General features: G+C 63.4%; 14 protein-coding genes. 1 reads left to right on the plus strand and 13 read right to left on the minus strand.

All coding sequences use genetic code 11. The features are described from left to right. Window positions 1-2: 2 nt before the first annotated feature. From BXY53_RS01665 to BXY53_RS01700, 8 genes are all read right to left on the minus strand, one after another. Window positions 3-1,736 carry a heparinase II/III family protein gene (locus tag BXY53_RS01665; RefSeq protein WP_119060207.1) on the minus strand — a complete coding sequence of 578 codons (1,734 nt, stop codon included), beginning with the start codon at window positions 1,734-1,736 and terminating at the stop codon, window positions 3-5. 88 nt (window positions 1,737-1,824) lie between these two features. Continuing rightward, window positions 1,825-3,177 (minus strand): RsmB/NOP family class I SAM-dependent RNA methyltransferase, encoded by a 1,353-nt coding sequence (locus BXY53_RS01670; protein ID WP_170144293.1) that lies wholly within the window; start codon window positions 3,175-3,177, stop codon window positions 1,825-1,827. Between the two features lie 33 nt (window positions 3,178-3,210). Next, on the minus strand, window positions 3,211-4,122 hold the full coding sequence (htpX, locus tag BXY53_RS01675) for a zinc metalloprotease HtpX (RefSeq protein WP_119060209.1): 912 nt from the start codon (window positions 4,120-4,122) through the stop codon (window positions 3,211-3,213). A 46-nt stretch (window positions 4,123-4,168) separates the two neighbouring features. Continuing rightward, window positions 4,169-4,648, minus strand: a complete 480-nt coding sequence (gene greA / locus BXY53_RS01680; RefSeq protein ID WP_119060210.1) for a transcription elongation factor GreA — start codon at window positions 4,646-4,648, stop codon at window positions 4,169-4,171. 95 nt (window positions 4,649-4,743) lie between these two features. Next, window positions 4,744-8,076: a carbamoyl-phosphate synthase large subunit gene (gene carB / locus BXY53_RS01685; protein WP_119060211.1), complete on the minus strand. Its 3,333-nt coding sequence runs from the start codon at window positions 8,074-8,076 to the stop codon at window positions 4,744-4,746. Between the two features lie 128 nt (window positions 8,077-8,204). After that, a complete protein-coding gene (locus BXY53_RS01690) occupies window positions 8,205-9,845 on the minus strand; it encodes a cation:proton antiporter family protein (RefSeq protein WP_119060212.1) in 1,641 nt (546 codons plus the stop codon). Between the two features lie 79 nt (window positions 9,846-9,924). Further along, the gene (locus tag BXY53_RS01695) at window positions 9,925-12,330 is read right to left on the minus strand and encodes a hypothetical protein (RefSeq protein WP_119060213.1); all 2,406 of its coding nucleotides are present in this window, start codon (window positions 12,328-12,330) and stop codon (window positions 9,925-9,927) included. A 119-nt stretch (window positions 12,331-12,449) separates the two neighbouring features. Beyond that, window positions 12,450-12,785 carry a hypothetical protein gene (locus BXY53_RS01700; protein WP_147361466.1) on the minus strand — a complete coding sequence of 112 codons (336 nt, stop codon included), beginning with the start codon at window positions 12,783-12,785 and terminating at the stop codon, window positions 12,450-12,452. 342 nt (window positions 12,786-13,127) lie between these two features. Between BXY53_RS01700 and BXY53_RS01705 the strand changes: the two genes are divergently transcribed. Further along, window positions 13,128-14,423: a cyclic nucleotide-binding domain-containing protein gene (locus BXY53_RS01705; protein ID WP_170144294.1), complete on the plus strand. Its 1,296-nt coding sequence runs from the start codon at window positions 13,128-13,130 to the stop codon at window positions 14,421-14,423. Window position 14,424: 1 nt separating this feature from the next. Here the strand turns inward: BXY53_RS01705 and BXY53_RS01710 are convergent, their stop codons facing one another. The 5 genes from BXY53_RS01710 to BXY53_RS01730 all read right to left on the minus strand — a co-directional run bounded on the left by BXY53_RS01710 (window position 14,425) and on the right by BXY53_RS01730 (window position 22,085). Next, the gene (locus tag BXY53_RS01710; RefSeq protein WP_119060216.1) at window positions 14,425-16,059 is read right to left on the minus strand and encodes an ABC transporter ATP-binding protein; all 1,635 of its coding nucleotides are present in this window, start codon (window positions 16,057-16,059) and stop codon (window positions 14,425-14,427) included. Between the two features lie 7 nt (window positions 16,060-16,066). Continuing rightward, window positions 16,067-17,170: an ABC transporter permease gene (locus BXY53_RS01715; RefSeq protein WP_119060217.1), complete on the minus strand. Its 1,104-nt coding sequence runs from the start codon at window positions 17,168-17,170 to the stop codon at window positions 16,067-16,069. A 6-nt stretch (window positions 17,171-17,176) separates the two neighbouring features. Next, window positions 17,177-18,286: a microcin C ABC transporter permease YejB gene (locus BXY53_RS01720; protein WP_119060218.1), complete on the minus strand. Its 1,110-nt coding sequence runs from the start codon at window positions 18,284-18,286 to the stop codon at window positions 17,177-17,179. A gap of 68 nt (window positions 18,287-18,354) precedes the next feature. Continuing rightward, on the minus strand, window positions 18,355-20,223 hold the full coding sequence (locus BXY53_RS01725) for an extracellular solute-binding protein (RefSeq protein ID WP_210209117.1): 1,869 nt from the start codon (window positions 20,221-20,223) through the stop codon (window positions 18,355-18,357). Beyond that, window positions 20,220-22,085, minus strand: a complete 1,866-nt coding sequence (locus BXY53_RS01730) for an extracellular solute-binding protein (RefSeq protein WP_119060219.1) — start codon at window positions 22,083-22,085, stop codon at window positions 20,220-20,222. Before BXY53_RS01730 ends, BXY53_RS01725 begins: the two co-directional genes overlap by 4 nt. Window positions 22,086-22,234 lie beyond the last annotated feature (149 nt).

Below are 22,234 nucleotides of genomic sequence, written 5' to 3' on the forward strand. Positions count from 1 at the left end.
CCTCACTCGAAGGGGCTGGGCTTGGCCGGCGCGGACTTGGTTCTCTGGAAGCTCCATTCCACGTTGGGCGGCGGATAGCAAGGCCCTGTCAACACGATTTGCAGGCAGCGCCGGCGGAAAATCGGGTCGGCCAGGAAAATGCTTTCCTCGATTTCCAGCGTCGCACCGTTGGCCTTGAACTGCCAGCGCTCGCCATTCGGCAGCATCAGCGCAGCGCCGCGTTCCTCCGACAACAGGCTCACCTTGACGCGCGGATGCAGATGAAAGCGAATGGCGAACATCGTGTCGGCCGAGGCGCTTGAGGCGTTCTTCCGCGGGTCAAGGAGCTGGTCGACGCCATCCAGCCGCTGCCCGTCATTAGACAGCTTCAGAAGGCGCTGATGCAAGAGGCCGAAGCGATCGCGGTAACCGTCGTGTGCGCCGCGCAACGTCACCTGCTCGTTCCCGATGGAGATTTCGCTGCGCACGGCCTTGGGGTTGGAAAGCAGATAGATTTCGCGCGGCGGCTGCAGGAGCTGGCGTTTGATGAGCCGTGAGGAAGATGCGTCGTTAACGGTCAGCGTGGAATGCGCGGCGGTCGCGCGCGAGACGATATGCCACTCGCTCTCCTCGTCGCCCGGCGCGCCGCAGTTGACGACAATCTCGTTTTCGCCGGAGCTGAACTCGAAGGCGAGGCAGCCGGCACAGGCGCCTTCGCTGGCCGACAGCGGCGGCGGCTCGCCGACATCCGCAATCACCACGGTATCGCCCTTCGCCAGCCGCGCGTAGCCTGATCTCGTCGTCAGGTTTTCTGACGGCACCAGCGAGTCGTCATAGGCGAGGATGTTCGCGATTTCGTCGACGCGGGTGGCCGCCATGCCGTTAAATCGGGCCAGCGCGCCGTTCCCGAGCCGCATGAAGCGCAGCATCGGTACCATGCGCGAGATCGCCTCGTTCAGCGCGTCTGGCACGTCGAAGCCGCGGCTGACGAAGCACTGCCTCAGCGGCAGCAGATCAAGCAGCACGTCGATGATTGCGCCCGGATTGCGCGAAACGTGCCCGCCGTCGGCCAGGATCTGCCGGTCCAGCTCGGATGCCAGCGAGGGCGTGTACGATGACAGGTGCGATTCGAACTCGGCGATGCACAGTGTCGCGAGCGTCGAGGCGATCAGCGCGCGCAGCCGGGCAACGTTCTGACCTTCGTCGCGTCCGCTAAGAGAGAGCGCGTGAAGCTGACGGGTGAGCCCGGCCATGTAGGCGTCGTAGAAATCCGCATCCGCGCGCTCCAGCACAAAGCCGGCATGAGACAGCCAGGCGATCAGCCGGCGGGCCGCGATATCCGTCTCCCAGGTCAGATCAGGCGCGCGCGTGCCCAGGGCCAGCCAATCGCGGACCAAGGCACGGGCGCGTTCACGCGCGACATCGTCTTGCGCGGCATGGAGGTGCCGCAGCCATGAAAAGGCGTGCAGCTCGCGCAGCCACGGCTGCGAGGGTGGGCGCACGCGAAATGGCGACTCCGAACCAATGGGCGCCACGGCACCGGCGAGGCCGAAGTAGCCGTCATACATTTCCGCCGAAAGCGAAGGGTCCGCCGTGCGCAGGTCCTGCGGGATCAGCACGAACTGGTGGGCCGGAGGCGGACCGGCGATCCAGCGTAGCGGGGCTGAGCCGATCACGGTCTTCATGGCAGCGCGCCCCGCATGGGAGGCGGCCATCGCGGCCAGGCGCATTTTCTCGGTCACGTCGTTGGTGGCCATGGCGGCTGCGTTACCGGTGTTTGTCTTTCGCGCGGAGTATACCTTTCAACGCCTTCGCGGCGGAATAGAGACGCGCTGCAACTATTGATTATGCACCGCTCTTGCGCAACCGGGCGACGAAAAACCCGTCGATGCCGCTCATGGCCGGGTCTTCCGCCGGCAGTTGATGCGGCAGTGTGCGAAGGATGCCGGGCGAACGGGTCCATTCCGGGCGCGCGCCGAGCGGGGCCGGGTCGATTGGTTCGAGTGAGAGGTCGTCGCGCTGCGCAAGAAGCCGGTCGATCTGTCGGATCCCCTCTTCCGGTTCCAGCGAGCAAGTACAGTAGACCAGGACGCCGCCGCGCCGGAGCATCGTCACTGCGTTGTCGAGCAGACGCGTTTGCAGGTCGGCGAGCTTTTCCAGGTCGGCGGGGCGCTTCAGATGCGGGATGTCCGGGTGGCGGCGGATCGTGCCGGTCGCGGTGCAGGGCGCGTCGAGCAAAACAGCGTCGAAGGGCGCGTCTGGTCGCCACGTGGTCACATCGGCGGCGACTGTCTCGGCTGTCAGGCCCAGCCGCGCCATGTTCTCGCGCAGGCGCTCGAGCCGCTTGGTCGACTGGTCTACCGCCATGACCTGTGCGCCGGCTCGGGCCAGTTGCGCGGTCTTGCCGCCCGGCGCCGCGCACAGATCGGCCACGCGTTGCCCTGCGATGTCGCCGAGCACGCGCGCGGGCAGCGCCGCCGCGGCGTCCTGGACCCACCATGCGCCTTCGCCATAGCCGTCTAGCGCCTCGACCCGGCCGCGCGCCGCGAGCCTCACGCTCCCCGTCGGCAGCGCGATGCCGCCGAGCCGCTCGGCCCATCGCTCCGGGTCGGCCTTCACGGTGAGGTCAAGCGGCGGCTCGATCAGGTGCTGTTCCGCGATCGCGCGGGCGGCGGCGTCGCCGTAATGCGCGGCCCAGCGGCTCCAGAGCCAATCCGGCGTGTTGAGTCGGGCGGCATCCTGCGCGGCGACGATGTCGGCGCCCGCGCCGGCCACACGACGTAGCACGGCGTTGGCGAGCGAAGCGAAGCGCCGTGCCCCTTTGTCGCGTCGGGTCTGCTCCACGGCGATGTTGATGACGGCGTGCGCGGGCGTCTCCATGAAGAGGAGCTGTGCCCCTCCCGTCAGCAGGATTTCATCGAGCAGGCCGCGCTTGTCGGGTAGCGGTGATGTGATGAAGCGCGCCAGCGCATCGTCAATCTGGCCCTTGCGGCGCAGCGCCGTGCTGACAATCGCGCGGACGAAGGCCCGGTCGTTCGGCGCGAGCGGTGTTTCGGCCCCGTCGAGCAGACCGAGCGTCTCGTCGAGCGGCTGATATTTGGCGAGGATCTGTCGGAGAATGCGCGCGCAGAGGTCGCGCGCAGCGAAGCCTGTGGGGAGGGCGTGCGCGCCGGATTTTCGTTTGGTCGCCTGGCTCACGGATGTCGCGCCCTGACCGGCGCTATTCGCCATCTAGCCCCACGGGCCTTCTTGGCGCGTTCCCCATGGACCGCCCTCGGCCGCGCTGACGCCGCCCTGGCCCATCTCGCTCGCCATGGCGCGCAGTCGGGAGATGCGCTCATCGGTCGGCGGGTGCGTCGAGAACAGGTTGTCCATGCGCAGTCCGGCCAGCGGGTTGATGATGAACATGTGCGCGGTTGCTGGATTACGCTCGGCATGCTGGTTCTGAACGCGCTTGGCCGCCCCAGCGATTTTCTCCAGCGCGGAGGCCAGCCACAGCGGTCGCTGGCAAATCTCGGCGCCGAGGCGGTCGGCCTGATACTCGCGCGAGCGGCTGATGGCCATCTGGATCAGCGCGGCGGCGATCGGTGCAAGGATTACCATGAGCAGAATGCCGATGATCCCGAAGGGGCTGTTGTTGTCGCGCGAGCCGCCGAACAGCAGACCGAATTGCGCCAGCATCGAGATAGCGCCGCCGATCGTCGCGGCGATCGTCATGATGAGCGTGTCGCGGTTCTGGACGTGCGCAAGCTCATGCGCCATCACGCCCGCAACCTCCTCCCGGCTCAGATTCCGCAAAAGCCCGACGGTCGCGGCCACGGCCGCATTTTCCGGGTTGCGTCCCGTCGCGAAGGCGTTGGGCTGGTCTTCGTGGATCAGATACACCTTTGGCATCGGCAGGTTCGCGTTGCGCGCGAGTTGGCGGACGATGTCATACAGCTCCGGCGCCGTGCGTTCATCGACCTCCTGCGCGCCGCTCATGCGCAGCACGATCTTGTCGGCGTTCCAGTAGCTGATGAAGTTCATGCCGGCAGCGATCACGAAGGCGATCACCATGCCCGACTGACCGCCGATGGCGTAGCCGACGAGGACAAAAAGAGCGGTCAGCAATGCCAGCAGCATCGCTGTACGCACGTAGTTCATGTCTCCCACTCCTTTTCAGGTCGCTGCGCCGGCACCGGCTGCGCGCCTAGATGAACTCGACCTTGAGGACCTCGTAGTCCTTGCTGCCCTTGGGCGTGACAACCTCGACGCTGTCGCCGACGGACTTGCCGATCAGGGCGCGGGCAATCGGCGAGCTGATGGCGATGCGGCCCTGCTTCACGTCGGCTTCGTCGTCACCGACGATCTGATACCGCAATTCCTCCTCGGTTTCCTCGTCGACGATCGTTACCGTCGCGCCGAATTTCACAGTATCGCCGGAAAGTTTCGAGACGTCGATAACTTGCGCGCGCGAAAGCTTGTCTTCAAGGTCGGCTACGCGCGCCTCGTTCAGGCTCTGCTGCTCTTTCGCAGCGTGGTATTCGGCGTTCTCCGAAAGGTCGCCGTGTTCGCGCGCTTCGGCGATGGCCTGGATAATGCGCGGTCGCTCCTCCGACTTCAGGCGTCTCACTTCTCGCTCAAGCGAGGCGTAACCTTCAGCAGTCATAGGAATTTTTTCTTGCGACATTTCCAGCCGTCTCCTGATTCCGGTTCAGTGCCGGATTTCACTGAGTGCATTTGTGATTGAAGCAGCGTTTCGGGTCGTAATGCAATGCCCGCCGCCTAGCGCTGACGGGCGATATATTCCTGCAGCGGTGCAACTTCAAGGATTCCCGCCCGCATGGCCTTGATCGCCTGTGTAACGGCGAGGGCGCCGGTGATCGTTGTGTAGTACGGGATGTGATAAAGCAGCGAAGTCCGGCGGATAGAAGCGCTGTCGGCCAGCGCGCGCACCCCCTCGGTGGTGTTGAAAACCAGATGCACGTCGCCGTTCTTCATCGCGTCGACAATGTGCGGACGACCTTCGAGCACCTTGTTGATCTTTTCGCAGGGAATGTCGTTCGCTTCGAGGTGGCGCTTCGTGCCGCGCGTGGCGACGATTCGAAAGCCCATAGCGACGAGGTCGCGCGCCGGGCCGAGGATGCGTTCCTTGTCGGCATCCTTGACCGAGATGAAGACGGTGCCAGAGGCCGGGAGCATGTTGCCCGCGCCGATCTGGCTCTTGGCGAAGGCCACCGCATAGTCGTCGTCCAGTCCCATGACCTCGCCGGTTGAACGCATTTCCGGGCCGAGAACCGGATCGACGCCGGGGAAACGCGAGAACGGGAACACCGCTTCCTTCACGCCGATATGCCTGTACGCCGGTGCTTCGATCCTCAGATCGGCGAGCTTCTTGCCCGCCATGACGCTTGCGGCCAACCCTGCGATCGGCAGGCCGATCACCTTGGCAACGAAGGGGACCGTGCGGCTGGCACGCGGGTTGACCTCAAGCAGATAGACCTCGCCATCCTTGATGGCGAACTGCACGTTCATCAGCCCGACGACGGCAAGCTCCTGAGCGAGCTTTCGGGTCTGCTGCTTCAATTCCTCGATCAGATGCGCCGGGAGCGAGTGCGGCGGCAACGAACAGGCGGAGTCGCCCGAATGCACACCAGCCTCCTCGATGTGCTCCATGATCCCGCAGATGAACACATCCTCGCCATCGGCGATGGCGTCGACATCAACCTCGATCGCGTCGCGCAGATAAGTGTCGAACAGCAGCGCATTGGTTGCAAGCAGGGCATTCACGCGGGCGCTGCTCTCCTGGAACTTGTGGCGGAGATCGGGCGGGACGAAACCGGCCAGCGTATGGTCGATATAATCCTGCAGATCGGTCTCGTCATAGATGATCGCCATCGCGCGACCGCCCAGGACGTAGGATGGGCGGATCACCAGCGGATAGCCGATGTCCTCGGCGACCATCTGCGCCTGCTCGACACTGGAGGCGATGCCGTTCTTCGGCTGACGAAGGTCAAGCCGGTCCACGAGCATCTTGAAGTGGTCGCGGTCCTCTGCGAGGTCGATGGATTCCGGCGGGGTGCCGAGGATCGGTGCGCCGGCCTCCTTGATCGCCTTGGCCAGTTTCAGCGGCGTCTGGCCGCCGAACTGCACGATCACGCCCTTGAGCGTGCCGGCCTGCTGCTCGACGCGGATGATCTCCATCACGTCCTCGTCGGTCAGCGGCTCGAAATAGAGGCGGTCGGAGGTGTCGTAGTCGGTCGAGACAGTCTCGGGGTTGCAGTTGACCATGATGGTCTCGTAGCCGTCATTCGACAGCGAATAAGCCGCGTGGCAGCAGCAGTAGTCGAATTCGATGCCCTGGCCGATTCGGTTTGGGCCACCTCCGAGGATGACGACCTTCTGCCGGTCCGACGGCTGCGCCTCGCAGACCGGTTCCTCGAACAGGCCGCTCTCGTATGTTGAGTACATGTAGGCTGTCGGCGAGGCGAACTCCGCCGCGCAGGTGTCGATGCGCTTGAACACCGGGTTGACGCCGAGCGCGCGTCGCTTCGCCGTGACTTCTTGCGGCGTCGTACCCGTCAGCGTGGCGAGCCGCGCGTCGGAAAAGCCCACGCTCTTGAGCGTGCGGAAATGGGCCGGGTCTTCCGGCAGACCGTTTTCGCGAACCCAGTTCTCCCAGTCAATGATGGCCTGGAGCTGCTCGATGAACCATGGGTCGATCTTGCAGGACGCCTGGACCTGCTCGTGGTCGACACCGAGGCGCAGCGCCTGCGCCACTTTCAGGATGCGATCGGGCGCCGGCGTGCCGAGCGCGGCGCGGATGACGTTCTTGTCGTCGCCGCGGCCAAGCCCCTCAAGGGTGATGTCATCCAGCCCGGTCAGCCCTGTTTCCATGGAGCGCAGCGCCTTCTGCAGGCTCTCGGGAAAGCTGCGACCGAGGCCGAGAACTTCGCCGACCGCCTTCATGGAGGTCGTCAGCGTTTCTTCGCTGCCGGGGAACTTCTCGAAGGCAAAGCGCGGGATTTTCGTGACGATGTAGTCGATCGTCGGCTCGAAGCTCGCGGGCGTGGCGCCCTGCGTGATGTCGTTGTCCAGCTCGTCAAGCGTATAGCCGACCGCCAGCCGCGCGGCTACCTTGGCGATCGGGAAGCCCGTGGCCTTTGACGCCAGCGCGGAGGAGCGCGACACGCGCGGGTTCATCTCGATGACCACGAGCTTGCCCGTCTCGGGGTTGACGGCGAACTGCACGTTGGAGCCGCCGGTCTCCACGCCGATCTCGCGCAGCACCGCGATCGAGGCGTTGCGCATCTGCTGATATTCCTTGTCGGTCAGCGTCAGCGCCGGGGCGACCGTGATGGAGTCCCCGGTATGCACGCCCATCGGGTCGACGTTTTCGATGGAGCAGACGATGATGCAGTTGTCCGCTTTGTCGCGGACGACCTCCATCTCGTACTCTTTCCAGCCGAGCACCGATTCCTCGACCAGCACCTGGTTCGCCGGGGAGGCGTCCAGCCCGCGCTCGATGATGTGCAGGTATTCTTCGCGATTGTACGCAACCCCGCCACCCATTCCGCCAAGGGTGAAGCTTGGGCGGATGATTGCGGGCAGGCCGACATAGTCCAGCGCGCCCAGCGCCTCGTTCAGGCTGTGCACCAGCATCGAGCGCGGCGTTGCGATGCCGATCCGGTCCATCGCTTCGCGGAAGGACTGGCGATCCTCGGCCATGTCGATGGCAGCGGCGTTCGCGCCGATCATCTCGATACCGTATTTCGCCAGCGTCCCGTCGCGATCCAGCGCAAGCGCGGTGTTGAGCGCGGTCTGCCCGCCCATGGTGGGCAAGAGCGCCATGCGCTCGTTCGGGCGCTCGCGCCGTTCCCGCGCAATGATCTTGGCGACGAAGTCCGGCGTGATCGGCTCGACATAGGTCGTGTCGGCCAGCTCCGGGTCAGTCATGATCGTGGCCGGATTGGAGTTGACCAGAACGATCCGATAACCCTCGGCCTTCAACGCCTTGCACGCCTGCGTGCCGGAATAGTCGAACTCGCACGCCTGGCCGATCACGATCGGTCCGGCGCCAATCACCAGAATTGAGTCAATGTCGGTGCGTTTGGGCATTCAGCTCGCGCCGTGCGCCTGTTGGCCAGAAAAGCGTCGGGGCGCGCGTCCGCGCCCGCAACTGCGGCTCCCGCGCTTATAAAGGATATGGCGCGTGATTCAACAAGATCGTCGCGCGAAGGAATGTATCATTGGGCCGCCAGATCTGCCGTGCTGCCTTCGAGCAGTTCGGCAACGCTGGCTGCAAAGCCCGCGCCGGCCTCCGCATACATGTTGAAGACGCAATGTGCGCCACCCTCCTTGAGCGCCGTCGCGTCCTCCGGGTACTTCGCCAGCGCGGCGATGAAGCCGCCGAAGCCCGCCCGCCTGATCTGCTGCAGCGCATACATGTTCACCTGATGGTCGGGCATGGCCAGCATCACCACGCGGAAGTCCTTCCCGGCCGCCTCCATGCGTTCCCAGAAGTCGCTGTCCGCTGCATCACCGAGCAACACGTTCCGGCCTGCCTCCCGGTGGCTGGCCACCTTCTCGGAATTGCTCTCGATACCCACAACGATGTTGTCGCGGTAGCGTTCCCGCAGAAAATCGTAGGCGCCGGTGCCAACGCGGCCCATGCCGAAGACCAGAATTTGTGCGCCGCCCGTGTCGAGTGGCTGATCGCCGGAGCGCCGGGTTACGGTCTCGAAGCGCTTGAGCACGCCGCTCAGATTGGCGTAGGCGCGGTTGACATTGAGGTTCAGCACGGAAGCGCCGACGAACGAGATCGCGACCGCTAGCGCGATGACCGTCAGTGCGTCTGCCGCCAACCAGCCGCTTTCATAGGCGACCGCGCCAACGATCAGGCCGAACTCGCTGTAGCTCGACAGGCTGGCCGCGGCGAGGAAGGATGAGCGCGCCCGAAGCCGGAAGCGCGACAGGATCAGGAAGAACAGGGCCGACTTGATCGGCACCAGCAGCACGAGCCCGAGCGCCAATAAAAGGTGATCAAGTTTGACCGCGCCGATAAGGCCGATATTCAGGAAGAAGCCGACAAGCATCACCTCCTTGATGGTGAACAGCGAGTCGGCCACGTCGCCCGCGCGACGGTGATTGGCCATCATCATGCCGAGCACGAGCGCGCCCAGGTCGGGTTTCAGGCCGGCCAGCTGAAAGCTTGTCGCGCCGACGACGACCGCCGCGAACAGCCCGAACATCGGCAGCAGTTCACCGCTGCCCGCGCGCTCCAGCAGGTAGCTCAACAGTGGGCGCAGCAGGACGAGCCCGACCAGCGCGAACGCCCAGATCGACGGGAGCTTTCCCGTCGAGAAGGTCAGGAATGCCACCGCGAGGATGTCCTGGAAGATCAGGATGCCGATGGCCGTGCGACCGTCGACCGAACGGGCGCCGCCGCGCTCTTCCAGCACCTTCACCGCAAACACCGTGCTGGAGAAACTGAGCGCGAAGGCGAGCAACACGATCTCGCCGATGTCTCCGACGCCGAGGAGCGTCAGCATGGATATCGGCGCCAGATAGAACAGCACGGAGAACAGCGCGATGATCGTGATCGCATGCGCCGAGGCGCCGCCCCAGATTTCCGGGCGCATCAATGCGCTGGGCTTGAGTTTCAGGCCGATTGTGAACAGAAGGAGAATGACGCCCAGATCGGCAATCTCTTCAATAAAAGGCGAGTGCGGCATGCCCATCGCGTTGAGCGCGAATCCGGCCAACAGAAAGCCGGCCAGCGGCGGCAGCCGAATCATCTGCGCCAGGAAACCGAGAATAGCCGCCAGCGCCAGCGCGACGGAAAAGTCCGAGATGCCCGGGAACAATGCGGATGACGTCAGGTTCATAAGACCGGCATTTTCACAGATCGAGCCCCGTCCGGAAACCGCGCGCCGTGTGGACGGCGTGCCGGCGACCTGCGCCGGTTCATTCCGCCACGGCGGCCTGCGCCCGGGCGGGCGGCAGCTCGGTGATGATGTCGGCGAGACTGCAGCGGTTGTTGTTCAGTTCGTTCACCAACTGAATGAAGTTGCGGAACGAAGGGCTGCGTCCGAAGATCGCGGCGGTCTCTGAATCCGGGGTGTAGGCCGGGATCCTGCACTCGCTCGGGAATCCGATCTGCTCGGCGATCATGTTCTGCGTCGTCTTTGACAGATGCCAGCCCAGCGGCATGTAGAAATAATCGTGCTGTAGCTCCACGGCATAGAATCGCTCGAACGCCTCACCCGTCTTTACGCGCCACTTCGCCAACTGGCCGCGCCGGCGGCGCGTCTTGTCCAGCGTCATCACCGGCGCGCCGAACTCGGTCAGCCCGGCTGGCTCCAGATCGGCTGTAAAATCCTCGTTCAGGATGATAATGCGGAATTCCGGTTGAACATCAAGCGTGTCGGACAGGCGCTGCAATCGCTGCTTGATTCCGTTGACGAGGTCGATCGCCGTCTCGATGGCCGAGCTCTCGAAGTAACCGCCGTCCACGAGGTTCTTCTGTGAGAAGTGAAACGGCGAGATCTGCCGCGGGTAGGCACCCGGCGGCAGGATGATCGGGAAGCGCGCGCTCAGGCTCACCGCCGTCGCAAGGGAGATGTCGTGCTCGGCGGGCATCCCGTCGTCGCCCTGCGCCATGATGGGGTACACGAACTCCATTGGCACGATCGGGTCTTTCAGGAACGGTGCCACGACGAAGCGCTCGCCAGTCTCCACGCTGGTCGTGTTGAGGACCAGCGAGGGCGCCTGCACTTGCGGATCGCGGAAATCGGCCGAGGCGCGGAGGAAATTCCGCTCGAATGGAGTCGGCGCGTTGTCCGCCGTTTCGTTGCCCAGCTTGCGGTTCGTGTCGATCCAGGCGTGGTTCAGGCTCGCCTCGAAAGCGCGGGCGCGGTCAAGCACGCCGAAGCCCGGCACGATGAAACGCTGGAAGAAGTCCGGGAACAGCGCGCCCGACAGCACCGGCGACAGGAAGTCGTGGCCGAGGTAGGTGCGGATGTTCTGCTCGAGCGCGCTGATGCGTCCGTCCGTCTTGGCCTGGAGCTGGCAGTGATCTCCCATCACCTCCGGGCTCTGGTTGCGGCGGGCCTGCATCCAGAAAGCATTGAACGCGCTCGCGCCGAGGCTGCCGCCGGACACGCCGCTGATGGCGAAGACGTGATGGCGCAGTGCCGGGCACGCCGTGTACAGCCGCGCCATGGTCAGCGCAGCCAGATTGGCCGCATATACGCCGCCGCCCTGCGCCGCGACCACATAGACAGGATATTTCTGGTTCCCGATATCGGCATAAAGCCGCTTGCGGTCATCCGGCCGGTTATCGAGCCAATCGAGAAAGGCGATGTAGAGGTCGTCCGGCTGCGCCTCAGCTTCCGGATTGGCTGGCTGCAGACGGACCTTGTGATTGTTGTTCCAGTTGAAGAACGCGAAGATCAGCGCCGCGGAGACGAGGATTGTGACAGCCGGAATGCCGATCACGTCATAGATTCGCGTGCAGCCAGCGAGCAGATAGGTAAGCGCCATCAGGAAGAGGCAGATGATGGCGAAGCTGCCGACGCCCGTGATGATCCATGTGACGAGCAACGGGCCCCCGCCGAGCGAGCGGATGATGGGCTGCGCGGCCACCAGCGCGATAATCGCGCCGAGAGCAAGTACGATCGGAACGAAATACCACAGCGAGAACGGCTGCTTGGCGAAGTGCGACCCGGGGCGAAACGCGCGCCACAGGAGGAACAGGAACATAACCAGCAGGAGTGCCGCCGTCGCCTGGATGGCGATCAGCAGATAGACCGCCACCTGGTTATAGTTGTCGACGATCTCGCTGATATAGGGAGGAAAATCGTTCTGCCCCCGCAAGCTCTGGACGATGTCGCGCGAGACGACCGCGAATTGCCCGCCGACCGTTTCGCGATCCTCGGCGCCGGGAATGCCCACCTCTGCGATCAGCTCCACGGTCGAGCCCACGCCGGACGGCATCATCGCCATGAGTACGCCAATGATCGGCAAAAGCGCGATCAGCATCGAAAAGACGTGGGAGATGAACCGCGCCAGAGGGCTGAAGGTTACGTGCGGGTCAATGTCAACGGAGTTCTTCCAGAGCGAGCGCGACATCGACCACAGGAAATAGCTGAGACCCGCAAGGAGGATCAGCGAGATGATCGGTCGGTAGGGCGCCGTTTCCACCTCCAGCGCGAGCACGCGGTAGATTTCGCGGGTTTGACCGGGCACGTAGAAAACGATGAACGCGCCGACCGAAACCAGCAGCGGCGCGCGCATGTCCCAGATGATGTCGCCGATGATCTTGAATACTCGCCAGACCAGCGGCAACTGGGCAGTTTCGCGTTGCGACATGCCTTGGTACCCCCCCGGCTACTCCGGCCCTGTTGACCGTTTGTTAACGCTGAATACCACGCGGACGCGTTCGCCTGAAAGCCGTTGTGCCCTGTCCGCGATCCGCGTGTCCCCAATCTTCAGATTTCGCAGTTGTTCCGCTGAAGGAAGCGGAGCAATTTCTCGTAACGTTCCTTGTCCGCTTCGGGTGTGTCCGGGCTGTTCAAAATCTTGTCCTGCACCTGCAAATCGCTGAGCGTTGGGTCGCACCCCTCGACCTGCTTGCTGAACATGCGGGCGTAGAAGCGGTCGCGCGGGCAGTAGCCGTGACGGACGAGCAGCTCCATGCGCAATTCGGTCAGCGTCGGGCATTGCAGCTTGGAAAAGTCCTGGGCCGCCGCGCCCGTCACCGACGCCCACCCGATGAGCGGTCCCAGTAGCAGCGCCCGTCCCATGCGTGACAGTTTCGCAGTCATGAGTGCCTCCCAACCTGCCTATTCGGCTTAACCATGCGACATGGCAAATGAATAGGCGCTGAATACGCGGGCAAGCGCGGCCGAAACCCGCCAGCAACCGCAGGAAAGCGGCCAACAGCTCCGACGGCGACTGTGCCGAACCGGGATGCCGCATGCAACTGAATAGGGCTCGCCCTCATGCGGGCGGGATGCCCTTGTGTCTTTTTCGCCAGCCGCCTTCACGTTGGATCACGACGCCTCAAAGCCGTGCAACCGTGCCTGTTCGAGACAGGGTGGGTGAGCCAATATCAATACTTGATCGGTATCATCTTCGAAGTTCGGAGCCGCGCGGAACGGATGGACATGGCAGCAGATACCACAGCCTCATTCGTCGGTGGCGTAGGCACCGATCAACAGGCAGACCGGCCCGATCCGACCCAGCCCGTACTCCCGGTCGCTACGGTCTGGCCGGGCATCCAGCTCGAACGCATAAAGCCGTTCTCCAGCCTGCGCGGCGAAGTGAACGCCGTGCTGCGGACCTACCTCCGTCGTATTGCGTTGCGCGCCGGAGAGCCGCTGTTTCGCGAAGGGGATCGGACAGGCGGACGGCTTTACATCATCGTTACGGGCGAGGTGTCGATCTGCAAATGCGGCCATGATCCGGTAAGCCGCGCGCCGCTGGAATATGAGGTTGCCGTGCGCGGACCTGAGCAGATCGTCGGCTCCGTCTCTTTGCTGGACCGGCGCCCTGCCTCCGCAACCGCGCGCTGCCGGACAGACGTTATTGCCGCCGTTCTTGACCTCGACGCGATCCCCTGCGGATCACTGCCGCGCAAAGTCCGCCGAGCGCTGGAAAACCAGCTCGCCTTCCATCTGGCCACGCGGCTGCGCGACAACCTCGACGCCCGTGTGGATGCGCTGCGGCACGAGGCCGAGCTCGCTGGCTACCGCAACGCGATCGCGCTGGTACTGGTCGGCGCGCTGTCGATGCTGTCGGTCTACACGCTGGCGCTGGGCGCAATCGCCGGCCTCGATCTGCCCCCGGAGGCGCGGATCGGCATCACGCCGCTGGTGATCCTGATGTTCGCGGCTGCGTTCCTCTCGGTCATCCGTCTCAGCCGATTTCCCCCCGCTTTCTACGGTCTGCGCCTCGACAATTGGCGGCCGGCCCTGAGCCTGGCGGTCAAGGCGTCGCTGATCTTTCTGGCCGGAATGGCCGCCGCGAAATGGCTGTTGATCGCCACCGTCCCCGCCCTCGGCCATTTCTCCCTGCTCACGCCCGCGCCGATCGGCGGCGCAGGGCCGCCGGAGATGTCGTGGGCGGTTTATGCCGGCGTCGCGGCGCTTTACGCGCTGTTCGTCCCGGCTCAGGAGTTCGTGGCCCGCTGCGGCATTCAGGCACCGCTTTACGCCTTCTTGGACGGTTCGGAATTCACGCGGCGGACCTGGGCGATCCTGGTATCGAATTTCGCCTTTGCCGCCGCGCATGCGCATACCAACCCGACATTTGCGCTCGCGACGTTCCTGCCGGGCATCTTCTGGGGCTGGCTGTTCGCGCGGACGCACTCGCTGCTGGCGGTGTCAGTGTCGCATGTGATGATCGGCGGTGCGGGGATTTTCCTGTTCGGGATCGAGGATTTCCTCGCCGCACTGTTCTGAATCAGGTCGAGACCGCGCCGGTGTGGGCCGTTTCCAGCTCGAAGGCCGCGGCCATCAGCGCCTTGGTGTAATCCGTCTTCGGTTTGGTGAAGACCTCGCGCGCCTCGCCCTGCTCCACCACCTTGCCATCCTTCATGACGATGACGTAGTTGGACAACGCGCGGACCACGCGGAGGTCGTGACTGATGAACATGTAGGCGAGATTGTGCCGGTCCTGCAGATCGCGCAAAAGATCGACGATCTGCGCCTGCACCGAGACGTCCAGCGCGCTGGTCGGCTCGTCGAGCATCACGAATTTCGGCTCCAGCACCATGGCGCGGGCGATGGCGATGCGCTGGCGCTGGCCGCCGGAAAATTCGTGCGGATAGCGGTCCTGGGTCGCGGGGTCGAGGCCGACTTCGCTGAGCGCCTTGGAGACGCGCGCGCGCCGCTCCTCTGGCCGCATCTTCGGGTGCTGGATGATGAGGCCTTCTTCGACGATCTGGCTGACCGAAAGTCGCGGGCTAAGCGAACCATACGGGTCCTGGAACACGATCTGCATGTCGCGGCGGTACGGGCGCATCTTCTTGAAGGTCAGCCCGTCGATGTTCTGGCCCATGTAGATGATGGGGCCGTCGCTGGAAGTCAGCCGCAGAAGCGCGAGGCCGAGCGTCGTCTTCCCGGAGCCGGACTCGCCGACCACGCCGACGGTCTGCCCCTCGCGGATTTGCAGCGACAGGCCGTCGACCGCCTTCACATGGCCGACTGTGCGCTTGAGCAGGCCGCGCTTGATGGGGAACCACACCCGCAGGTTGTCGGTGCGGATGATGACGGGCGCGCTGGAATCGCTCGCGGGCGGCTCCCCCTTCGGTTCGGCGGCGAGCAGATGCTTGGTGTAGGCGTGCTTCGGCTCCGTGAAGATTTTTTCGGTCTCGTTCGCCTCGACGATCTCTCCGCTGTTCATTACGCAGACCCGCTCCGCCATCTTGCGCACGACCGTGAGGTCATGCGTGATGAGCAAGAGCGCCATGCCCAGCTCTTTCTTCAGCCGCTGCAAAAGCTCCAGGATCTGCGCCTGGATTGTCACGTCCAGTGCGGTGGTCGGCTCGTCAGCGATAAGCAAGTCCGGCTCGTTTGCGAGCGCCATGGCGATCATGACGCGCTGACGCTGCCCGCCGGAGAGCTGGTGCGGATAGGATTTCAGCCGCGTTTCCGGGTCGGGGATGCCGACCTTGTCCAGCAATTCGAGGACGCGAACGCGCGCCTTCGTGTCCGACATGCCGTGATGCACCTTGAGCACCTCGCCGATCTGTTTTTCGACCCTGTGCAGCGGGTTCAGCGAGGACATGGGCTCCTGAAAGATCATGCCGATGTCGCGCCCGCGCAGCTTCTGCATCTCGGTGAGCGGCAGTTTGAGGACGTCGCGGCCCTTGAAGTAGATCTCGCCGGTCGGGTGCGATGCGGCCGGATAGGGCAGGAGCCGCATGATGGAGAGCGCGGAGACCGTTTTGCCCGAACCCGACTCGCCGACGAGGGCCACGGTATCTCCGCGATTCATGCTGAAGGACACGCCCTTGACCGCCTCCACCTCTGTCTCGTCGGAGGTGAAGTTCACCGAAAGGTTGCGCACATCCAGCAGCTTCGTGGAATCGTTCATGCTGCCCTCATCGGAAAGTCTTGCGCGGGTCGAGCGCGTCGCGCACCGCCTCGCCGATGAAGATCAGAAGGCTCAGCATGATCGCGATGACCATGAACGCCGTGATGCCCAGCCATGGCGCCTGAAGGTTGTTCTTGCCCTGCGCAAGCAGTTCGCCCAGCGACGGCGAGCCTGGCGGCAGCCCGAAGCCGAGGAAGTCGAGGGAGGTGAGCGTCGTGATCGAGGCGTTCAGAAGGAACGGCATGAAGGTGATCGTCGCGACCATCGCGTTGGGCAGCAGATGCTTGAACATGATCTTGCCATCGCTCAGCCCCAGCGCGCGCGCCGCGTGGATATACTCGAAATTGCGTCCTCGGAGGAACTCGGCTCGCACAACTCCGACGAGCGCGACCCAACTGAACAACAGCAATATTCCGAGCAGTATCCAGAAGTTCGGCTCGATTACCGCCGCGATGATGATGAGAAGGTAGAGTGACGGGATCGCCTGCCAGATCTCGATAACACGCTGAAAGATCAGGTCCGTCCATCCGCCGAAATAGCCCTGCACCGCGCCGGCGGTGATGCCGATGATCGACGAGAAGAAGGTCAGGGTCAGCCCGAACAGGACGGATATTCGGAAGCCATAGATCACGCGCGCAAGCACGTCCCGCCCCTGGTCGTCTGTGCCGAGCAGGTTCTCGGAGGATGGTGGCGCCGGCGCCGGCACCGGAAGGTCCAGATTGATCGTGTCGTAGCTGTAGCGGATTGGCGGCCAAATCATCCAGCCGCCGGCATCGTGGATCAGGTCCTGGACATAGGGGTCGCGGTAGTCCGCCTCGGTCGTGAACTCGCCGCCGAACGCCGTCTCCGGGTAGAATTCAAAGATGGGCGTATAAAAGTCGCCCTCGTAGCGGATGAGGATCGGCTTGTCGTTCGCGATGAATTCGGCAAACAGCGAGAGAATGAAAAGGATCAGGAAGATCCAAAGGCTCCAGAAGCCGCGCCGGTTCGCCTTGAAGTTGTTCCAGCGGCGCTTGTTGAGCGGCGACAACTCGAACCAGCGGCGCCGCGGCGGAACCGCCGCGCCAGCTTCGATGTAGCCTTCCAGTTCGCGGCTGACCTTCTGTTCCATGGTCGATCAGACCTCCCGCGACTCGAAGTCAATGCGCGGATCAATCCAAGTATAGGTCAGATCCGAGATCAGATTGATGATCAGCCCCATCAGCGAAAAGATGTACAGGGTGGCAAAAACCACCGGGTAATCACGGTTCACGATCGACTCGAATGACAGCAGCCCCAGCCCGTCCAGCGAGAAGATCGTCTCGATCAAAAGCGAGCCGGTAAAGAACGCCGCGATGAACGCGCCGGGGAAGCCCGCGACAATGATCAGCATCGCATTGCGGAACACATGGCCATAGAGCACCCGTGTTTCGCTCAGGCCCTTGGCGCGCGCAGTCATCACGTACTGCTTCTTGATCTCGTCCAGAAACGAGTTTTTCGTCAGGAACGTGGTGGTCGCAAACGCCGACAGCGACAGCGCCAGCAGCGGCAGCGTCAGGTGCCAGAAATAGTCGACGATCTTCATCGGCAGGCTGAGTTCATCCCAGTTGTCCGATGTCAGGCCGCGCAGCGGGAACCAGTCGAGGAACGTGCCGCCCGCGAACAGTACGATCAGCAGGACCGCGAACAGAAAGCCCGGGATCGCGTAGGCGATCACGATCACGCTGCTGGTCCACACGTCAAAGCTGGTGCCGTCCTTCACGGCCTTGCGGATACCCAGCGGAATCGAAATGCCGTAAGAGATAAGCGTCATCCACAGACCGAGCGAGATCGAAACCGGCAACTTCTCGGCGATCAGGTCTATGACGCCCACGTCGCGGAAATAGCTCTCCCCGAAATCAAAGGTGATGTAGTTCCACATCATCATCAGGAAGCGCTCGTGCGGCGGCTTGTCGAAGCCGAACTGCTTTTCGAGCTTCTCGATAAATTCGGGGTCGAGGCCCTGGGCGCCCCGATACTGCGACGAGGTATCGCCGCCACCAGCCTCACCGGACGCAGCCGCGCCGAAATCGCCCTCCGCCGTGCCGCCGACGCGGGCCGTGGCCGCGACATCCGTGCCGGTGAGCTGGGCTATGACGCGCTCGACCGGGCCGCCGGGCGCGAACTGCACGATGATGAAGCTCACGACCATGATCCCGAACAGCGTTGGGATCATCAGCAGCAGACGACGAATGATATAGGCTGTCATGATGCGTGAACCTTTTGCGGACCAATCGAGGGCGCGTCAATGGGGCGCGCTCGTCGCGCGCAGCTTTTCTAGCGCGCATCCTCCAGCCGGGCCGCTTTGTCCTCGTCATACCACCAGGTTTCGATCACGCCACGATCATAAGGCGGTTTTGTTTCCGGCCAGGAAAATTTGTTCCAGAACGCGAGGTGATGCGAGGTTTTATACCATTGCGGGACCCAGTAATGGCCGGCGCGCAACACCCGGTCCAGCGCCCGTGCGGCCGTCTGCATCTCCTCGCGCGTCTCGGCGGCCAGAACTTCGTCGATCAGCGCATCGACCACGGGCGAGGAAACTCCGGCGAGATTGAAACTGCCCTTCGCCCCTGCAGCGTCACTGCCGAAGTAGTTGCGAAGCTCCGGCCCCGGTGTCTGGTTGAGCACGAAGCGCTGCGTGGTGATGTCGAAATCGAAGCTCTTCATCCGCTCCTGGAATTGCGACGGGTCGACCCGGCGGATGCGCGCGTCGATCCCGATCATCTCCAGGTTCTTCACATAGGGACCGATCACGCGCTCGAACGTCGGCGAGAAGATCAGGAACTCGATTTCCAGCGGCTCGCCGGTTTCCGCATTCACGCGCCGGCCGTCGCGGATCACCCAGCCTGCCTCGTTTAGCAGGCGGGAAGCTTGGCGCAGCAGTCGGCGATCACGCCCCGAGCCGTCGCTCTTCGGCGGCACATAGGCGTCTTCGAACACGCTCTCCGGCAGTTGGTCGCGATAAGGCTCCAGCAGCGCAAGCTCCGCCTCGCTCGGCTTTCCTTGCGCCTTCAGCGCGGAGTTTTCGAAGTAACTCGCCGTACGCTCATACAGGCCATAGAACAGGTGCTTGTTCGTCCACTGGAAGTCAAACGCATAGTCGAGCGCCAGGCGCACGCGCCGGTCAGCGAATTTCTCGCGCCGCGTGTTGATGAAAAAGCCCTGCGCGCCGGACGGACGACCATCTTCGAGCGTGAGCAGCTTCATCTGTCCTGAACGAACTTGCTGGATATCGTATTCCGTCGCCCAGGATTTCGACGTGAACTCCTCGCGCAGGTCGAACTCCCCGGCTTTCAGGGCCTCCAGCTCAGCGGTGCGGTCGCGGAAGTACTCATAGCGCAGTTCGCCAAAATTGTACCGGCCCTGATTGACCGGCAAATGCCAGCCCCAGTACCCCTCCCGGCGGCGCAGGGTGACGAAGCGGCCCTGCTTGAAGTCGACGACCTCATACGGCCCAGAGCCAAGTGGCGGCTCAAGCGTCGATTGGTTGAAGGGCTGCTCCTGATAATACGCCTTCGACAGGATCGGCAGTTCCGCGATCATCATCGGCAGGCGGCGCTTGCCCGGGGCGTTGAAGGTGAAGCGGACGGTGTGATCGTCCAGCGCCTCGGCCTTTTCGACATCGCGCAGCATGGCGTTGTAGATCGGGCGACCGTTGCGCTTCAGCGTTTCGTAGGTGAAGACAACGTCCTCCGCCGTCACCGGCGAGCCGTCGGCGAACTCCGCCTCGGGTCGCATGTAGAAGGTCACGCCGCTACGGTCCGGCTCCAGCTTGGCTGAATGGGCGACAAGGCCGTAGACAGCGTCCGGTTCGTCATAGGCGCGTGTCATCAGGCTGTCGAACAGGAGCGCCATGCCCTGCGCCGCGTCACCCTTGATGATGAAGGGGTTGAAGCTGTTGAACGTGATGACGCCGGCCGTTCCGATCATCGACAGGCTGCCGCCCACCGGCGCGTCCGGGTTGACATAGTCGAAATGCTTGAAGTCGGGCGGATATTTCAGTTCGCCAAATGCCGAGAGGCCATGCCGCGCCCCCTCAGGCGTGTCGCCCGCCATCGCGGGTGCCGGCCCGGCGACAGCAACCGCGAGCAGGCCGAACAGTAAAAGCAGAGGCCGCAAACCGCCGCGCATCATCGCACCGCTCATTGTGCCGCCTGCGCGCTCTGCCCGCCGTCAGGATCGTACCACCAGATCTGATTGAAGCCGATGGCGCGGTCCGGCAAGGGGTCAGGGTGGTCAAACTTGTTCCAATAGGCGATTCGGACCGCCGGAGAGAACCACTGCGGTACGACGTAATGGTTCCAGAGCAGTACGCGGTCCAGTGCGCGCGTCGCCGCGACAAGCTCGGCCCGGTCCTTGGCGAAGATGATCTTGTCGATCAGTTCGTCGACCGCGGGGTTCTTGATGCCGATCGTATTGCGGCTGCCCGGTGTCTTTGCCGCGCGTGAGCCCCAGAAGTCGCGCTGTTCGTTGCCCGGTGATTCCGACTGCGGGAAGCTGTCGACGATGACGTCGAAATCGAAATTGTTGGTGCGCTCCTGGTACTGCGAGGAGTCGACGACCCGCACGGAAACATCCATACCAATGCGCTTGAGCTTCTGCGTGTAGGGCAGGACGACCCGCTCCATCGCGGGCGATTGCAGCAGGAACTCGACCGTAAATGGCTCACCCGTCTCTGTGTTGACGAGTTGGCCCTGGCTCGTCTCCCAGCCGGCTTCGCGCAGGAGAGACAGCGCTTCGCGCAGGTTGCGCCGCATGGCGCGGCGGCCGCCGCCTTCCGGGTTGACGTATTCCTTGGTCAGCACCTCTTCCGGCACGTATTCGGGGTACTTCTCGCGGAGCTTTTGAAGGATTTCGCGCTCGCGCCCCTCGGGCAGACCCTGCCAGGCCAGCTCGGTATTCTCGAAGTAGCTGTCCGTGCGCTCGTACTGGCCGTAGAACAGCGTCTTGTTCGTCCACTCGAAGTCGAAGGCATAGTTGAACGCCCGGCGCACGCGCGGGTCGGCGAACTGGTCGCGCCGCGTGTTGAAGACAAAAGCCTGCATCGGCTGCGGCGTGTCCAACTCCACCGCGCGCTTGATCACATCCCCGCGGTTGTGGGCGGGGAAGTCGTAGCCGGTGGCCCAGTTCTTCGCGCTGTTCTCGACATAGAAATCGATCTTGCCGGCGGTGAACGCCTGGAACGCCACGGTCGAGTCGCGGTAATACTCGTATTTGACCCGGTCGAAGTTGTAATGCCCCTTGCGCACCGGCAGGTCCTGCGCCCAGTAGTCGTCAACGCGCTCATAGACGATGCGTCGGCCGCCCTCGACTTCGACAATGCGGTAAGGCCCGGATCCGAGCGGCGGCTTCAGGGTGGTTTCGGCGGGATCACGCCCTTCCGAGCCGTCAAAATAATGCTTCGGGAACACGCGCAGCTGTCCGATGATCAGCGGCAATTCGCGGTTGTTCTTGACGTCGAAATAGAACGTCACTTCACGTTCGCCGGTCTTTTCCGCGCGCGTCACGTTGGCGTAATACGCCGTGTAGAACGGGTTGTTTTCCTTCAGAGTCTTGAAGGAGAAGATCACGTCTTCCGCCGTAATCGGTTCGCCGTCATGCCAGCGCGCTTCCGCGCGCAGCCCAAACGTCGCGGAAGAATAATCTTCCGGATAAGACACCCACTCGGCGATGAGCCCGTACTCGGTGGAGGCTTCATCGAGGCTGGTGGTCATCAGCGGCTCGAACAGGAGGCCGAGCCCTTGCGCCTTGTTGCCCTTGAGGGGGATCGGGTTGACCGAGTCGAATGTGCCGAATGCCCATAGATTGACGTCGCCGCCCTTCGGCGCGTCCGGGTTCGCATATGGGAAATGGGGGAAATCAGGCGGAAGTTGCGGTTCCGGGGTGATCAGCGAGAGGCCGTGATGCTTTTTCCGGGCCGTGTCCGAAGACGTTTCGGCAAAAGCCGCGGGGGCGGACAGGATCAGCCCAAGAAGGGCAAGGAAAACGGCAAGGCTACGGCAAACCATGATACTCCCGGACGATGCTGAATGCGCCAAGAGGCCGGGCGATTAACCTGCGCCGACCTCGCTCTGAGAGGTCTTTTAACATGCCCCGTCAGCGCATCCAGCGGCAAATTAAAAAACCTCCATCGCCAGTTTTCTGGTTCAAGAAGCTC

It is taken from the genome of Dichotomicrobium thermohalophilum (assembly GCF_003550175.1).
GTDB classification, from domain to species: domain Bacteria; phylum Pseudomonadota; class Alphaproteobacteria; order Rhizobiales; family Rhodomicrobiaceae; genus Dichotomicrobium; species Dichotomicrobium thermohalophilum.

Bases quoted from the DNA above. Each gene is read 5' to 3' on its own strand.
- BXY53_RS01665 (WP_119060207.1), bottom strand. From the start codon at position 1,736: ATGGCCACCAACGACGTGACCGAGAAAATGCGCCTGGCCGCGATGGCC.
- htpX (WP_119060209.1), bottom strand. From the start codon at position 4,122: ATGAACTACGTGCGTACAGCGATGCTGCTGGCATTGCTGACCGCTCTT.
- greA (WP_119060210.1), bottom strand. From the start codon at position 4,648: ATGTCGCAAGAAAAAATTCCTATGACTGCTGAAGGTTACGCCTCGCTT.
- carB (WP_119060211.1), bottom strand. From the start codon at position 8,076: ATGCCCAAACGCACCGACATTGACTCAATTCTGGTGATTGGCGCCGGA.
- BXY53_RS01690 (WP_119060212.1), bottom strand. From the start codon at position 9,845: ATGAACCTGACGTCATCCGCATTGTTCCCGGGCATCTCGGACTTTTCC.
- BXY53_RS01695 (WP_119060213.1), bottom strand. From the start codon at position 12,330: ATGTCGCAACGCGAAACTGCCCAGTTGCCGCTGGTCTGGCGAGTATTC.
- BXY53_RS01700 (WP_147361466.1), bottom strand. From the start codon at position 12,785: ATGACTGCGAAACTGTCACGCATGGGACGGGCGCTGCTACTGGGACCG.
- BXY53_RS01705 (WP_170144294.1), top strand. From the start codon at position 13,128: ATGGCAGCAGATACCACAGCCTCATTCGTCGGTGGCGTAGGCACCGAT.
- BXY53_RS01710 (WP_119060216.1), bottom strand. From the start codon at position 16,059: ATGAACGATTCCACGAAGCTGCTGGATGTGCGCAACCTTTCGGTGAAC.
- BXY53_RS01715 (WP_119060217.1), bottom strand. From the start codon at position 17,170: ATGGAACAGAAGGTCAGCCGCGAACTGGAAGGCTACATCGAAGCTGGC.
- BXY53_RS01720 (WP_119060218.1), bottom strand. From the start codon at position 18,286: ATGACAGCCTATATCATTCGTCGTCTGCTGCTGATGATCCCAACGCTG.
- BXY53_RS01725 (WP_210209117.1), bottom strand. From the start codon at position 20,223: ATGAGCGGTGCGATGATGCGCGGCGGTTTGCGGCCTCTGCTTTTACTG.
- BXY53_RS01730 (WP_119060219.1), bottom strand. From the start codon at position 22,085: ATGGTTTGCCGTAGCCTTGCCGTTTTCCTTGCCCTTCTTGGGCTGATC.